The sequence below is a fragment of the Methylophilus glucosoxydans genome (assembly GCF_042676145.1).
GTDB lineage: Bacteria > Pseudomonadota > Gammaproteobacteria > Burkholderiales > Methylophilaceae > Methylophilus > Methylophilus glucosoxydans.
This window is the reverse complement of record NZ_JBHTJW010000001.1, coordinates 345,466-360,377: the sequence shown is the minus strand read 5'-3', so window position 1 is coordinate 360,377 and position 14,912 is coordinate 345,466. Positions and strand designations below refer to the sequence as shown.

General features: G+C 53.0%; 14 protein-coding genes. 8 read left to right on the top strand and 6 right to left on the bottom strand.

The features are described 5' to 3' along the window. Positions 1–26: 26 nt before the first annotated feature. The 4 genes from ACFQ1T_RS01725 (at position 27) to ACFQ1T_RS01710 (ending at position 2,121) form a co-directional block, all read left to right on the top strand. The gene (locus ACFQ1T_RS01725; RefSeq protein WP_275356656.1) at positions 27–617 is read left to right on the top strand and encodes an SCO family protein; all 591 of its coding nucleotides are present in this window, start codon (positions 27–29) and stop codon (positions 615–617) included. Positions 618–781: 164 nt separating this feature from the next. Continuing rightward, positions 782–1,270 (top strand): bacterioferritin, encoded by a 489-nt coding sequence (bfr, locus tag ACFQ1T_RS01720; protein WP_194749316.1) that lies wholly within the window; start codon positions 782–784, stop codon positions 1,268–1,270. 12 nt (positions 1,271–1,282) lie between these two features. Continuing rightward, positions 1,283–1,759: a bacterioferritin gene (gene bfr, locus ACFQ1T_RS01715; protein WP_194749315.1), complete on the top strand. Its 477-nt coding sequence runs from the start codon at positions 1,283–1,285 to the stop codon at positions 1,757–1,759. A gap of 134 nt (positions 1,760–1,893) precedes the next feature. Next, entirely contained in the window at positions 1,894–2,121 is a 228-nt protein-coding gene (locus ACFQ1T_RS01710) for a (2Fe-2S)-binding protein (RefSeq protein WP_194749314.1), read from the top strand. 171 nt (positions 2,122–2,292) lie between these two features. On the opposite strand, the gene ACFQ1T_RS01705 is transcribed toward ACFQ1T_RS01710, so the two are convergent. Then, a complete protein-coding gene (locus ACFQ1T_RS01705; protein ID WP_379073518.1) occupies positions 2,293–2,919 on the bottom strand; it encodes a TetR/AcrR family transcriptional regulator in 627 nt (208 codons plus the stop codon). Between the two features lie 147 nt (positions 2,920–3,066). Here ACFQ1T_RS01705 and ACFQ1T_RS01700 point away from each other — a divergent pair, with 147 nt between their 5' ends. The 4 genes from ACFQ1T_RS01700 (at position 3,067) to ACFQ1T_RS01685 (ending at position 9,866) form a co-directional block, all read left to right on the top strand. Next, positions 3,067–4,242, top strand: coding sequence for an efflux RND transporter periplasmic adaptor subunit (locus ACFQ1T_RS01700; protein WP_379073516.1), 1,176 nt, complete (start codon positions 3,067–3,069; stop codon positions 4,240–4,242). A gap of 9 nt (positions 4,243–4,251) precedes the next feature. After that, on the top strand, positions 4,252–7,347 hold the full coding sequence (locus ACFQ1T_RS01695) for an efflux RND transporter permease subunit (protein WP_379073514.1): 3,096 nt from the start codon (positions 4,252–4,254) through the stop codon (positions 7,345–7,347). Positions 7,348–7,374: 27 nt separating this feature from the next. Further along, complete coding sequence (locus ACFQ1T_RS01690; RefSeq protein WP_379073512.1) at positions 7,375–8,781, top strand: efflux transporter outer membrane subunit; 1,407 nt, start codon at positions 7,375–7,377, stop codon at positions 8,779–8,781. 176 nt (positions 8,782–8,957) lie between these two features. Then, positions 8,958–9,866 carry a DMT family transporter gene (locus ACFQ1T_RS01685; RefSeq protein WP_379073511.1) on the top strand — a complete coding sequence of 303 codons (909 nt, stop codon included), beginning with the start codon at positions 8,958–8,960 and terminating at the stop codon, positions 9,864–9,866. Positions 9,867–9,869: 3 nt separating this feature from the next. On the opposite strand, the gene ACFQ1T_RS01680 is transcribed toward ACFQ1T_RS01685, so the two are convergent. From ACFQ1T_RS01680 to glyQ, 5 genes are read right to left on the bottom strand one after another with little or no spacing between them, the layout of a single operon-like run. Then, positions 9,870–10,583 carry a M48 family metallopeptidase gene (locus tag ACFQ1T_RS01680; RefSeq protein ID WP_379073510.1) on the bottom strand — a complete coding sequence of 238 codons (714 nt, stop codon included), beginning with the start codon at positions 10,581–10,583 and terminating at the stop codon, positions 9,870–9,872. Next, positions 10,580–11,293 (bottom strand): lysophospholipid acyltransferase family protein, encoded by a 714-nt coding sequence (locus tag ACFQ1T_RS01675; protein ID WP_379073509.1) that lies wholly within the window; start codon positions 11,291–11,293, stop codon positions 10,580–10,582. Before ACFQ1T_RS01675 ends, ACFQ1T_RS01680 begins: the two co-directional genes overlap by 4 nt. After that, the gene (gmhB, locus tag ACFQ1T_RS01670; protein ID WP_194749307.1) at positions 11,293–11,835 is read right to left on the bottom strand and encodes a D-glycero-beta-D-manno-heptose 1,7-bisphosphate 7-phosphatase; all 543 of its coding nucleotides are present in this window, start codon (positions 11,833–11,835) and stop codon (positions 11,293–11,295) included. Before gmhB ends, ACFQ1T_RS01675 begins: the two co-directional genes overlap by 1 nt. Positions 11,836–11,856: 21 nt before the next feature. Next, positions 11,857–13,956 (bottom strand): glycine--tRNA ligase subunit beta, encoded by a 2,100-nt coding sequence (gene glyS, locus ACFQ1T_RS01665; protein ID WP_379073508.1) that lies wholly within the window; start codon positions 13,954–13,956, stop codon positions 11,857–11,859. Further along, positions 13,953–14,897: a glycine--tRNA ligase subunit alpha gene (glyQ, locus tag ACFQ1T_RS01660; protein WP_275356646.1), complete on the bottom strand. Its 945-nt coding sequence runs from the start codon at positions 14,895–14,897 to the stop codon at positions 13,953–13,955. The genes glyS and glyQ overlap by 4 nt, the downstream gene beginning before the upstream one ends. Between the last annotated feature and the right edge of the window lie 15 nt (positions 14,898–14,912).

Sequence of the window (14,912 nt, the reverse complement as noted above, 5' to 3'; positions counted from 1 at the left end):
AATGATGATTTACAAGGATTTTTTGCATGCCTGTGCGATTTAAGTGGCTTTATCTGGTGTTCTCGCTATTGAGCATGCTGCTGGTGGCTTGCCAGCAAGGGCCCTCTGCCCGCTTTATTGGCACCGACCTGACTGGTACCCAGTTTGGTCAGCCGCTGTCTCTCACCGATCACACGGGCAAATTGCGTCATATGAGCGACTTTAAAGGCAAGGTCGTGGTGATGTTTTTTGGTTACACGCATTGCCCGGATGTTTGCCCCACTACCATGACCGACCTGAAAAAAACCATGCAATTACTCGGTGAAAAATCCAACGATGTACAGGTGCTGTTTGTGACGGTAGACCCGGAGCGCGACACGCAAGCGGTGTTGGCGCAGTTCGTCCCCGGCTTTGATGCGCGTTTTATTGGCTTGCGCGGCACCCCGGCTGAAGTGGCGGCCAATTTGAGCGAATATAAGGTGTATGCTGCCAAAGTCAGTGAGCCGGGAAAATCAGGATACACCATGGACCACAGTGCAGGCTTGTATGTGTTTGATAAGACTGGCGCACCCCGTGTTTACGAGGGCTATGGCGAGAAGCCAGAGAATATTGCGCATGACCTCTCGTTGCTGTTATAGCCTCGCTGACTGGAATGATTCACCCCAAGCGCATCAAGAACGATTGTCATTTATGTTTCTATTTAAAATATCATTTAAAATCAAATAGTTACATAAAAATTTCAATTGCATCAATTTATTTTTACTGTATGATGGCTAGCATCTGAAACGTGCAAGGAGCCGTCATGAAGGGCGACAAAAAAATTATAGAGATACTGAACGACTTGCTGGCAGGCGAGTTGTCCGCCACCGATCAATACCTGATTCACGGTGAAATGTATGCCGATATGGGCCTGGGCAGCCTGGCAGAGCATAGCCTGCATGAATCGCTGCACGAACGCGAACATGCACGTGCCTTGATACAGCGCATTCTGTTCCTCGAAGGCAAACCCAATCTGGCCAAGCGTGAATCACTCAATATTGGCAAGGATGTGAAATCCATGCTGGAGTCTGATCTGGCGTTGGAGTACACCGTGGTCAAACACCTGAAAAAGGCTATGGAAGCCTGTGAACAAGCGCAAGATTACGTCACCCGCGAAATGTTGCTGGTGCAACTCGAAGATACCGAAATGGACCACGCCTACTGGCTGGAAAAACAGCTCAATCTGATCAAACTGGTGGGTATCGAAAACTACTGCCAGAGCCAAATGGGCAGCAGCCCTTCTGCTGCATAAGGAGTATCACGCATGCAAGGCGATAAACAAATCATTACCACCTTGAACAAGGTGCTTAAAAACCAACTGACGTCGATCAACCAATATTTTTTGCATGCGCGCATGTTCAAAAAATGGGGGCTCGAGCGACTGAATGACTACCAGTACAAACAATCCATCCGCGTCATGAAAGAAGCGGATGAGGTAATTGAACGCATTCTTTTTCTGGATGGCCTGCCTAACCTGCAAAACCTGGGCAAGTTACTCATAGGCGAAGAGGTGGTGGAATGCCTGCAGGGCGACCTGAGCTTTGAAAAAGAAGTGCAGCGCCCGCAACTGGTAGAGGCGATTGCAGAAGCCGAGAAACTGCAAGATTACGTCACACGCGACTTGTTGACCGAGTTGCTTGAAGCCTGTGAAGAAGCCATCGACTGGCTGGAAACCCAGCAAAGCCTGATCGAAGACGTGACCCTGCCGAACTACCTGCAATCACAGATTGAGTCTGATTAGCTGATACACGCTAGTGAATCATTGAATTAAGCCGCGAAAGCGGCTTTTTTTATGGCTGCAAGGAACCATATGCCGCTTGACAAAGTCACATTAAATGATAATAATTATCATTAGTGAACTTAATTAGAGGCAATATGTACGTTTGCGTGTGTAATGCAGTGACAGAGCGACAGATTCATCAAGCAGTGAAGAATGGCGCAAAAACCGTCAAGCATTTGAAAGATCAACTGGGCGTAGGGGCAGAATGCGGCAAATGTGCCAGCTGTGCCAAAGCCTGTCTGAAGGAGGCGCATGCAGAACAACATCCGGGCCTGGTTAAAAAACTGATCCAGTTAACACCTGTACAATTAGGCGCAGCCTGATTACATACAGTTTCAAAAAAAGGGGCTATCAGCCCCTTTTTTATTGCCCGCTTTTAGCAAACATCACGCTTGCCAATCACTATCTTCTCCACGCGTGGAAGTGAACCGAAAACAAATCGCGGCTCTTGTCTCATCTCTAAAAAACACAGTTACTTTTAACCATCCTATTTGTTAGCTGGGGTTTAACTCGTGCTCAAGAACATACTGAATCGTCCTGCCTAACATCGGGACAGTACGCTTCAGTGAAAGATCAGGATTCCTGATCAATCGGATAGTAAAGCCTTCAAACAAAGAAGCTATCAAATTACAAGCGGTATCTAGCGCCTCTTCTGAGATGTTCATGTGCCGTTGAATCATTCCTTTACGAAAATAACTTTTGATACTTTCCATGGCCATGGCTTCTGCGCGGCGGATGATATTGGCAATTTTGGGATTGCGTGCGGCCTCGGCAATCACCTCCAGCAATAAGGGCGCATCTGGATCATAGAAAGTATCCATCGCAGTCGTTTCAACGTCAGCAATCAGGGCATCAAAGATATCACCGTCGCCCCGGTTTTGCTCAACGCGGTTAGTAACATTCAGTATTTTGAGCAAATCTTTTTCCACGATCGCCTCAATAATGGCCTCTTTATTCTCAAAGTAATGATAGATGTGCCCAACACTCATGCCCGAGGCTTTGGATATCTGGGACATGCTGGTGCCATGAAAGCCCTGGTTTCTAAAGCACTCAGTCGCGGCCGTCAGCACCTGGTTGCGCCGGAGGTCCGCACGGCTGTTCTGTATGTTCGAGAGGGACATGACTTCTCCTGTCATCATTAAAAATAAAAGTTGCTTTTTTAGTATTCTATATTAGAATGATCATTCAATCTAGAATGAATACTCAATCTAATTTAAGTCAACCTGAAAAAAACCAATTTTCATGGCGGTACTTAAAAGGAGAATCCTATGAAACCACCATTACAGACCATGCGTTTGGCGACGGCATTTCCGGTATTGCTCGCTTTATGTGAATTACTTACCGGCTGCCATCAGGGTGCAGCACCTGCACCGGCAGCCCCTCCGCCAGCAGAAGTGGAAGTCATCAATCTCCAGCCACAATCGGTTAACCTGAAAACCGAGTTACCTGGGCGCACTTCCCCCTTTCTGGTTTCGGAGATCCGGCCGCAGGTCAGTGGTATTTTGCAAAAACGCTTGTTCACCGAAGGGACAGATGTCAAGGCGGGCCAACAGCTGTACCAAATTGACCCTTCAACATACAAGGCTTCATTAGACAGTGCGCAGGCAAGCCTGAATAAAGCCCAGGCGAATCTTGTGGCTGCAAAAAGCAAGGCTGAGCGCTATCACGAGCTGGCGAGCATACAAGCCGTGAGCAAGCAGGATTTAGAGGATGCGCAATCAGTGCTGGATCAGGCGCAGGCAGAAGTAGATTTGGCGAAGGCCGCATTGCAAATAGCAAAAATCAACCTGGCATACACCAGCGTCATGGCGCCGATTTCTGGACGGGTGGCGAAATCGAACATTACACCGGGCGCCCTGGTGATTGCGAACCAGGAAACCATGCTGACCAATATCCAGCAGCTTGATCCCATTTATGTCGATGTGACCCAGTCTAGCGCTGACCTGTTGCGGCTGCGCCATGACTGGGAGAGTGGCCGCCTCAAGAAGGCAGGAGAAAACCAGGCCGAAGTGAAACTCGTCCTTGAGGATGGCAGTACCTATGCACTGACTGGCAAGCTGGCATTTGCAGACATTACCGTAAGCCAGTCGACAGGCACCGTGTCGCTGCGGGCCATATTCCCCAACCCCAAAGGCGTACTCTTACCGGGCATGTATGTGCGCGCAGTGCTGGAACAAGGCGTTGCAGAAACCGCCATCCTGGTGCCACAACGAAGCGTGAGTCGCGACGCCAAAGGGGACCCTGTCGTGTATGTGCTGGACAAGGATAGCAAGGTGCAACTCAGGAATATTCAGGCGGACAAGACGCTGGATGGCCAGTGGGTGGTACGCCAGGGCCTGAATGCAGGCGACAGACTGGTAGTGAATGGGCTGCAAAAAATACGGCCTGGAATGCCGGTAAAAATTGTGTCGACCGACAAAAGCCGCACAACCAAGCCAATATAGGGAGTCATCATGTCTAAATTTTTTATTGACCGCCCTATTTTTGCCTGGGTGATTGCGATCGTGATCATGCTGGCAGGCATACTCGCGATCCGGTCATTACCGATTGCCCAATACCCGATGATTGCTCCGCCTGCGATCTCCATCACGACCACTTACCCGGGCGCCTCGGCCAAAGCGGTGGAAGACAGCGTCACCCAGGTGATCGAGCAAAAAATGAAAGGGATCGACCACCTGACCTATATGTCCTCGACCAGCGACGCTTCAGGCAGCGTCACCATTACACTGACCTTTGACGCGGGAACCGACCCGGATATTGCACAGGTACAGGTGCAGAACAAGCTCGCGCTGGCTACCCCGCTACTGCCGCAGGATGTGCAAAAACAAGGCGTGCAGGTCGCCAAAGCTTCCAATAACTTCCTCATGGTAGCTGCGTTTATCTCAGAAGACAACAGCATGTCTAGCATCGATCTGGGGGACTATGTCGGTTCCAATGTCCAGGACATTATCAGCCGGGTGAATGGCGTAGGCGATACGCAGGTTTTTGGGACCAAATATGCCATGCGCATATGGCTGGATCCGGCCAAGCTGCACAATTTTGGGCTGACGCCTGCCGAAATCAGCGAGGCGATCACAGCACAGAACGCCCAGGTGTCAGCAGGCCAAATCGGTGGCATGCCCGCCAAAAAAGGGCAAGAATTAAATGCCACGGTGACGGCGCAAAGTCGTTTGCAAACACCCGAGCAGTTTGGGCAGATTTTATTAAAAAGCACCGCCAATGGGGCTGCGGTCAGATTGCAGGATGTCGCCCAAATTGAACTCGGTGGCGAAAGCTATGAGGTTGTCGCTCAATATAACGGCAAACCGGCAACAGGCCTGGCAATCAAGCTGGCAACCGGCGCCAATGCGCTGGAAACGGCTCAAGCCGTCAAGGCTAAACTGCTTGAGCTGGAGCCGTTTTTCCCGGCGGGCATGAAGGCGGTGATGCCATATGACACGACCCCCTTTGTCAAAGTCTCCATCGAGGAAGTCATCAAAACGCTGGTAGAAGCCATCATCCTGGTATTCCTGGTGATGTATCTTTTCCTGCAAAATATCCGTGCCACACTCATCCCGACCATTGCCGTGCCTGTGGTCCTGCTGGGGACATTTGCCGTGTTGTCCGCCACCGGATACTCGATCAATACGCTGACCATGTTTGCCATGGTACTGGCGATTGGCCTGCTGGTAGACGATGCCATTGTGGTGGTAGAGAACGTTGAACGCGTGATGCACGAAGAGGGACTGTCTGCCAAGGAAGCCACCAGTCGTTCCATGACGCAAATTAGTGGGGCCTTGATCGGCATCGCCCTTGTGCTCTCGGCGGTATTCGTCCCCATGGCATTTTTCGGCGGCTCTACCGGCGTCATTTACCGGCAATTCTCCATCACAATCGTATCGGCCATGGTGCTTTCAGTGCTGGTAGCCCTGATTCTGACGCCTGCCCTATGCGCCACCTTACTCAAGCCACACACCAAGACACACAACCCGTTGACGGGTGCTTTTAAGGTATTTAACCGTGGCGTGGAACTTACAACGCAAGGCAGTCAATCCGTGGTTGCGCGTATGCTGCATCGTCTTGGCCGCTACGGACTGATTTATGCACTGATTGTTGTCGTGATGGCGCTATTATTTGTCCGCATGCCACAGGCTTTCCTGCCGGATGAAGATCAAGGCATCCTGTTTACGCAAGTGATCTTGCCTGCCGGGGCAACGACAGAGCGCACCCGAGCCGTGCTAAACAAGGTAGAGCATCATTTCCTCGCCGAACAAAAAGAGGCTGTCGCATCCGTGTTCACGGTGTCTGGCTTCAGCTTTGCGGGAAGTGGCCAGAACAATGGACTCGCCTTTGTCAGCTTGAAAGACTGGTCAGAACGTAAACGACCTGACCTGAAAATATCAGCGGTGATCGGAAAAGCCATGGGCAAATTCTCAACCATTAACGAGGCCATGGTCTTTGCATTCGGCCCGCCAGCCGTGGTCGAGTTAGGAAATGCATCGGGTTTTGACCTACAGTTGCAAGACCGGGCAGGCCTTGGGCATGAGGCCCTCATGCAGGCACGCAACCAACTGCTGGGGATGGCCTCGGCGAATCGCTCATTGGTCGGGGTGCGGCCAAACGGGCAGGAAGACTCACCAGAATACAAGCTGGATATTGATCAAGCCAAAGCCAGTGCCCTGGGCATTTCCCTCGCGGATATCAATTCAGTGCTTTCCACCGCCTGGGGGAGCACTTACGTCAATGACTTTATGGACCGCGGCCGGGTCAAGCGCGTGTACCTGCAAGGCGCCACTTCAGCACGGATGGAACCCAAGGATTTTGATCAGTGGTATGTGAAAAATGCCAGCGGTGAAATGGTGCCATTTTCTTCATTCGCCAGCGCACACTGGGCTTATGGGTCACCCAAGCTGGAACGCTATAACGGTCAATCCTCGGTAGAAATCCTGGGCGCCCCGGCACCGAGGCATAGTACCGGCGAGGCGATGGCCATCATGGAATCATTGGCGGCAACCCTGCCTCCCGGCATCAGCTACGAGTGGACAGGATTGTCATACCAGGAGCGCATGACGGGTTCACAAGCCCCCGCGCTGTATGCTTTATCCCTGCTGATTGTGTTTTTATGCCTCGCAGCATTGTATGAGAGCTGGTCCATTCCATTTGCAGTCATGCTGGTGGTGCCGCTGGGTGTCGTCGGCGCCTTGATTGCAGCGTCCATGCGGGGACTCTCCAACGATGTGTATTTTCAGGTTGGCTTGCTGTTGACGATAGGCCTGTCGGCCAAAAATGCCATCCTGATTGTGGAGTTTGCGAAGGAAAAAATGGAGCAAGGCAAAGAGATGACAGAGGCCACATTAGAGGCGTTAAGGTTGCGCTTCCGGCCAATTATCATGACATCGCTGGCCTTCATCCTTGGCGTGCTGCCGCTTGCCATTTCGACTGGCGCAGGCTCTGGCGCCCAAAATGCGCTGGGCACAGGCGTGATTGGCGGCATGCTGACAGCCACCGTACTGGCCATCCTGTTTGTACCGCTGTTTTTCGTGGCGGTACGCAGGATATTCAAAGGCTAAGGTCGCTCATTAAAAGGAATAACGAACATGAATAAATCACGCTATCCCATTGTGATTGCCAGCCTGCTGCTGGCAGGCTGCATCAACATGCAACCAAACTATGAAAGGCCTGCCGCACCGATTCCCGCACAATGGCAGCCATCTGCCGGCCAAGCAAAACTGACGGGAGACACACTCTCGGCTGAATTGGGCTGGGAGCAATTTTTTACCGACAACGAATTGAAAAAGTTGATCCGGCAGTCGCTGGAAAACAACCGTGACTTAAGGGTCGCCTCGCTCAATATCGAAAAGGCGCGTGCCCAATATCAGATCCAGCGGGCGGCCCTGTTTCCCAAGGTGAATGGCACGGTCAGCGGGACCAATCAACGGATGATGCTGAACTTGCCGACCGGACCCATGACATTTAACAGCCACCAGTACTCGGCAAACCTGGGATTCTCTTCCTATGAGATGGACTTTTTCGGGCGCATCAGCAGCCTGCGCGATCAGGCCGTGTATCAATACCTGTCAACAGAAGAGGCCAAGAGAAGCGCCCAGATCAGCCTGGTGTCTGAGGTGGCGAACGCCTACCTGACATTGGCCGCAGATAGTGAAAGCCTGGCGCTGGCACGGGAAACCTTGCGCACCCAACAGGCGACTTTCGACTTGAGTAAACGGCAACTGGCCTTGGGCAGTATCAATGAGCTGACGCTGCGGCAAGTGGAAACCAGCGTGGAGACTGCCCGAGTCAATGTCGCCAAATATATGACCCAGGTAGACCAGGATAGAAACGCGCTGGCACTACTGGTGGGTGAGCCTCCGAATATCAATCTTGAACAGGTGAACAACTTGCAGGCCGTCTCGCAAACCGCCAGCCTGCCTGATGGCCTTCCCTCTACGGTCTTGCAGAACAGGCCGGACGTGCTGGAAGCAGAGCGCACGCTGCAGGCCAATAACGCCAATATTGGTGCGGCCAGAGCAGCCTTCTTTCCGACCATTTCATTGACGGCATCCGCCGGTTTGGCCAGCCCGGAGTTGGGGAGCCTGTTTAGCGGCAATAACCATGTCTGGAGTTTTGCACCGCAAATCGTGCTGCCCATCTTCAATGGTGGGTTAAACAAGGCCAACCTGAAGGTTGCCGAAGTCAGCCGGGAGATTAGCGTGGCGCAATATGAAAAAGCGATTCAAACCGCGTTCAAAGAGGTCTCTGACGCGCTGGCATTACGTGCCACGCTGGAAGAACAATTGTCGGCCCAAACGGCGCAGGTGAATGCCACGCAAAGAAGCTTTGTACTATCTCGCGCCAGATTCGAGAAAGGCCTGGATAGTTACCTGACAGTACTGGATGCGCAACGTAGCTACTACGCTGCGCAACAGACGCTTATCAGCGTCAGGCTGTCGGAAGTCTCCAATCAGGTGACCTTATATAAAGTCCTGGGGGGCGGCGCATTCTGACATCAGGAGCACAAAGGAAACGCTGGCGATCAACCCCTGCCCCGCCAGCGGCCTGGCCATTCGCCTCACTGACCCTTTTAGCACTCAGGCACACACATCCAACATTGCCCCTAGCCAGAGAGGCTGGGGCAGCATACCATGTCAGCAAACAGGTAATCATCGTATGCAATCCCCAGATGACAGACACATCGCACGCCACTCTTACCCCATATACACTGGGGCTGTTACTTCTCCCGCCCCTGCTATGGGCAGGTAACTTTATCGCAGGCCGCGCCGTCAGCCATGAGGTGCCGCCCGTTGCTTTATCCCTGATCCGCTGGGGCCTGGCGTTTTTATGCTTGCTCCCTTTTGCGATCAAACCGTTTTTGCGTGACCGCGCCCACTACCTAAATTACCGCTGGCATGTGCTAGGGACCGCAATGACGGGCGTACTTGCATTTAATCTGCTGGTGTACTGGGGGTTGCATAGCACCAGCGCAACCAACGGGATTATCCTGAATTCGTTTATTCCCTTTCTAGTCGCAATCTTTGGCGGGTTGTTTTATCAGCAACGCTTATCGACCCGTCAATTGCTCGGGCTACTGATTTCATTGATCGGCGTCCTGACGGTCGTCTCGCATGGCGATATACAAGTGCTGCAATCGCTGGCATTTGCTCCTGGCGATATGATTATTTTTGTCGCCATGATCTGCTGGGCGTTGTTTACCTTGTGGCTAAAACAGATTCCAGTTTTTGTTGACCGCACCGGACTCATGCTATGCCAGGTCCTGATTGCGCTGATTTTATTGTTACCGCTCTATATTTGGGAGAAGCAGACCGCCGTGACAACAGTAGACCATATACAAACGGTCTGGTCGCTGCTTTATATTGGGATTTTTCCTTCGGTGATTGCTTTCCTGGCCTATGCCAAAGCCGTCACATTGGTCGGCTCGGTGCGCGCCAGCGTGTTTATTCACGCCATGCCGATTTTTGGCTCCTTACTCTCCAGCGTGTTATTGAGCGAACCCTTCCATGGCTACCAACTGGCAGGCATGCTGACGATCTTTTGTGGTATTGGGCTGGCGAACATCGGTAAGGTGCATTAAAAATCAAGCCATACGATGCAAGATGGGTGACAGGGCCTTTAACGCCTTCTCGGCATGTTCGTATTGCGGAAACAAACTGGCCTGCACCGCATAAAACCTGGCTGAATGATTCATTTCTTTCAGATGCGCCATTTCATGACACACCACATATTGAATCACATGCGGCGGCGCCTGGATCAAGCGCCAGTTCAGGCGAATCTGCTTGCGGCTATTGCAACTGCCCCAGCGTGACTTGGCATTGGAAAGTCCGACACCGCTCACCTGCTCGCCCATCTGTGCGGCAATTAAGGCAACGCGGCGTTTAAAATCAGGCAAAGCCTGCTGCGCATACCATTGCAGCACTTTGCGCGCGACCCAGTCGGGATTGTTGATATAAGGTGAACGGACCAGCAGCTTGTCCCCCTCTAGCGTGACTGCCTTACTGGTGGGATGCGCAACCAGGGTCAGCACAATATCCTGGCCCATGAACAACAGCGGCTCACCATCCAGCCATTGCATGGGGGCCACCTGATTAGCCTCACGTAGGGCCAGCTTTTGCTGTATCCAGCTGGATTTTTCCTGCAAAACTTGCTGCAATTGCGAGGCAGAAATGCGCTTGGGCGCATGGACCACCAAGCCCTCGGCCGTGATTTTAAGGCCTATGGATCTACGTGCCCGCAGATCCAGCTGGTAAGCAATCGTTTGCCCGTTAGGCAGTTGCAACTGCTGCGTGATCACAGATGCTGCATCTCCGTTTCAATCCATGTTTCGACTTGCTGATTCAACACATCCGGCTTAAGGCCGTTGGTGGGGATGACTGGGCCGATCACCACCTGAATCACGCCTGGATATTTAAGGATGGAGTTTTTACGCCAGTAGCGGCCTGCATTGTGCGCCACCGGCAGCACTGCGGTTTGCGTATGCGTCGCCAGCCAGGCGCCACCAATATGATACTTGGCGCGGGCACCGGGGGCGGTCCGTGTGCCTTCCGGAAAAATCACCACCCACAAGCCACGCTTGAGCCGGTCTTTGCCGTGATTCACTAATTTCTTCAGCGCTTCGCGGCCACTGCTGCGGTCAATCGGAATCGAGCCCACCGCCCACAAACCCCAGCCAAAAAACGGGATCATCAGCAACTCTCTTTTGAGCACCCACACTTGCGGCGGCAAAATGGTTTGCAGGGCAATGGTCTCCCAGGCAGATTGATGTTTTGCCAGAATAATACTGGGCGTGGCCGGAATATGCTCGCGGCCACTGACTTCATAACGCAGATTGCAGGTGACCTTCAGCCACCACATCACCGCATGCGCCCAACCACTGACCCAGCGTGAACGCGTCACCGCGGGCAGCGGAATCAGCACGATTGCCAACAATGAAAATGGAATGGTCAGCACAAACAGGCCAACATAAAACAGCCAGGCTCGCACATACAGCAGCACGGTTTGCATTACTTGTCCCCGGCGATGATGTGCTGTACCGCAGCGGCCAAATCAGCCACCACAATCGTGTTTGCAGGCACTTCGGACAAGTTATAAGTTTCTTCGCCCTTGCCGGTGCGCACCAGGTAAGGCTGGCAACCGGCTTTGGCGAAGGCCTGCAAATCTCGCAAGGCATCGCCCACACCCGGCACTTTGGTCAGTTCGACATTAAAACGGCGGCTGATTTCTTCCAGCATGCCGGTCTTGGGCTTGCGGCAGTCACAATGGGCATCGGCCGCATGTGGACAATAAAAGACGGCGTCAATACGGCCACCAACTTGCGCCAAGGCTTTGTGCATTTTGTCGTGAATGGCATTGAGCGTGGCCATATCAAAATAGCCGCGCGCGATGCCCGACTGATTCGTCGCCACCGCCACCCGGTAGCCATGCTGGTTGAGCAGCGCAATTGCCTCCAGGCTCCCCGGAATCGGAATCCATTCGTTAGGATTTTTGATAAAGGTCGCGCTGTCGCGGTTAATCACGCCGTCACGATCAAGAATGACGAGTTTCATGGCTACACTCCTGACGGCTGTTTAGCTGGCCAACTTGGACAAGTCAGCCACACGGTTCATGGCCTGATGCAAGGTCGCCAGCAGTCCCAGACGATTGGCTTTCAAAGCAGGGTCCTCGGCATTCACCATGACCTCATCAAAGAAGGTATCCACCGGAGCCTTAAGCACGGCCAGTGCCTGTAACGACGCGGTGTAATCGCCTGCTTCAAACAGCTGATCCGCTTTAGGCTTGGTGTCAGCCAGGGCCAGATACAAGGCTTTTTCAGCCGCCTCTTGCAACAAACTGTCGTTCACTTCGGCCTTAACGTCCCCTTCAACTTTCTTGAGGATATTCGACACACGCTTATTGGCAGCCGCCAGCGCAGGCGCTTCTGCCAAATTGGCAAACGCTTGCACGGCACTTAACCGGCGCGGCACTTCTGCCAACTGGTTCGGTGACAAGGACAATACCGCATCCACCTCTTGCGCAGTCGCACCCTGGTCACGCAGATTTACCGCCAGACGATCAAAGCAGAAGGTCTGGATGGCTTCTGCCACCTCGGCATCCCCATGAAAGACGCTCAGCGTTTGTGCGATTAACTGGTCAAAGGCCAACGGCAAATCGGTTTCCATCAGCATACGCAAAATGCCCAGGGCCTGACGGCGCAAGGCAAACGGGTCTTTATCGCCAGTCGGCTTCTCACCAATGCTGAATAGCCCAACCAGGGTTTCCAGCTTATCGGCCAACGCCACCACCACACCTACCTGGCTGCGTGGTAACTCATCACCGGCAAAGCGTGGGCGGTAGTGGTCTTCTATCGCATATGCCACGTCATCGGCCAGGCCTTCATGCTGGGCGTAATAGCGGCCCATAATGCCTTGCAATTCAGGGAACTCGCCGACCATATCGGTCAGCAGGTCAGCCTTGGACAAGCGCGCAGCTTGCGCCACTTTGGCGACAAAACCGTCGCCGCCGATGTGTTGCGCAATGGCGGTGGCAATGGTCACCACACGCTCATTACGCTCGCCTTGCGAGCCGAGCTTGTTGTGGTAAACCACTCTCGCCAAGCCAGCCAGACGGCTTTCCAGCGTCTTTTTGCGGTCCTGGTCAAAGAAGAACTTGGCATCGGCCAGACGCGGACGCACCACGCGCTCGTTACCGCCAATCACCTTGCTAGGATCGGCCGGATTAATATTGGACACAATTAAAAATTTATTTGTCAGCTTGCCCTTGGCATCCAGCAGCGGGAAGTATTTCTGGTTGGCCTTCATGGTCAGGATCAGGCACTCTTGTGGCACCGCCAAAAACTCTGCTTCAAACTGGCCCAGCAATACATTCGGGCGCTCCACCAGCGCCGTGACCTCATCAAGTAATGCGTCATCTTCAATCGGCTTTAGGCCTTGTTTGTCAGCCGCAGCTTGCAATTGCTGCGCAATCTCGGCACGACGGGCATCAAAACTCGCAATCACCGCCCCTTCATCCGCCAGTTGTTGCGCATAGGTGTCGGCAGACGTGAGCGTCACCACCGGATTTTTTGCTTCAAAGCGGTGCCCTTGCGTGGTGTTGCCTGCCGTCAACCCCAGGGTTGAAATCGACACAACGGTATCGCCATGCAAGGCGACCAGTCCATGCGCCGGCCGCACAAAATGAACACTTTCCCAGCCATCATTAATCTGGTAAGTCATCACTTTGGGAATAGGCAATTTGGCTAGCGTTTCATCCAGCGCTTTTTGCAAGCCTTCTTGCAAGGTCGCCCCCGCTTGAGTGGCATCCAGAAACAGAATATCGGCCTTGCCATCGTGCTCCTTACGCAATTTAGCAACTGCGCTTTCGTTCTCGCCCAAGGCCTGCAACTTCTTCACTAATGCCGGCGTTGCATGCCCGTTGGCATCCAGACCAACAGTTGCTGGCATCAGTTTCTGCGCGACTTGCTTGTCCGCCGCTTTTTCGGATACCTGTGTGATATGTGCGGCTAAACGCCGGGGTGACGCAAAGGAGGTGACTACACTGCCCTCTGCCACCAGGCCAGAAGCTTTCAGGCTCTCAGCCAGCACACTACTAAACGACTCGCCCAGTTTTTTCAGTGCTTTGGGCGGCAGCTCTTCTACAAATAATTCAACTAACAGATTGCGGGTACTCATGCGGCGGCTTTCTTGTTTTGTTCGGCTTGTTCGCTTTCCAGTTTGGCGATGACTTCATCCGCCCAGGCTTTAGGCGCCATCGGGAAGCCCAGTCGGGCGCGACTATCGAGATAGCTGGCGGCCACGGCGCGCGCCAGGTTGCGGATACGGCCAATATAAGCGGCACGCTCGGTGACGGAAATGGCACCGCGCGCATCCAGCAAGTTAAACGTATGCGCGGCTTTGAGCACTTGTTCGTACGCCGGCAGCGCGAGCTTCACCTCCATCAAATGCTTGGCCTGTTTCTCATGTGCATTAAAGGCCGTGAACAGGAAATCCGCATCAGAATGCTCAAAGTTATAAGTCGATTGTTCCACTTCATTCTGGTGGAACACATCACCGTATTTCACGCCAGGCGAATATTCGAGGTCATAGACGTTTTCCACGCCTTGCAGGTACATGGCCAACCGCTCCAGTCCATAGGTAATCTCACCGGTGATCGGTTTGCAGTTAATACCGCCTACTTGCTGAAAATAGGTGAATTGCGTCACTTCCATGCCGTTGAGCCAGACTTCCCAGCCCAGCCCCCAGGCGCCCAGCGTCGGGTTTTCCCAGTCATCTTCGACAAAACGGATATCGTTTTCTTTCAGATTAAACCCCAGTGCCTCGAGTGAGCCGAGGTAGAGCTCCAGGATATTGGCCGGGGCGGGCTTCAGTACCACCTGAAATTGGTAGTAATGCTGCAAGCGGTTTGGGTTTTCGCCATAGCGACCATCTTTGGGGCGGCGGCTAGGCTGCACATACGCGGCTTTCCAGGGCTCAGGGCCCAGGGCGCGCAAAAAAGTTGCGGTGTGGCTGGTACCAGCGCCCACTTCCATATCGTAAGGTTGCAACAAAGTGCAGCCTTGTTTGTCCCAGTATTCCTGAAGCTTTAAAATAATTTGTTGAAAGGTCAGTACCATGACGCCTGATCCAGA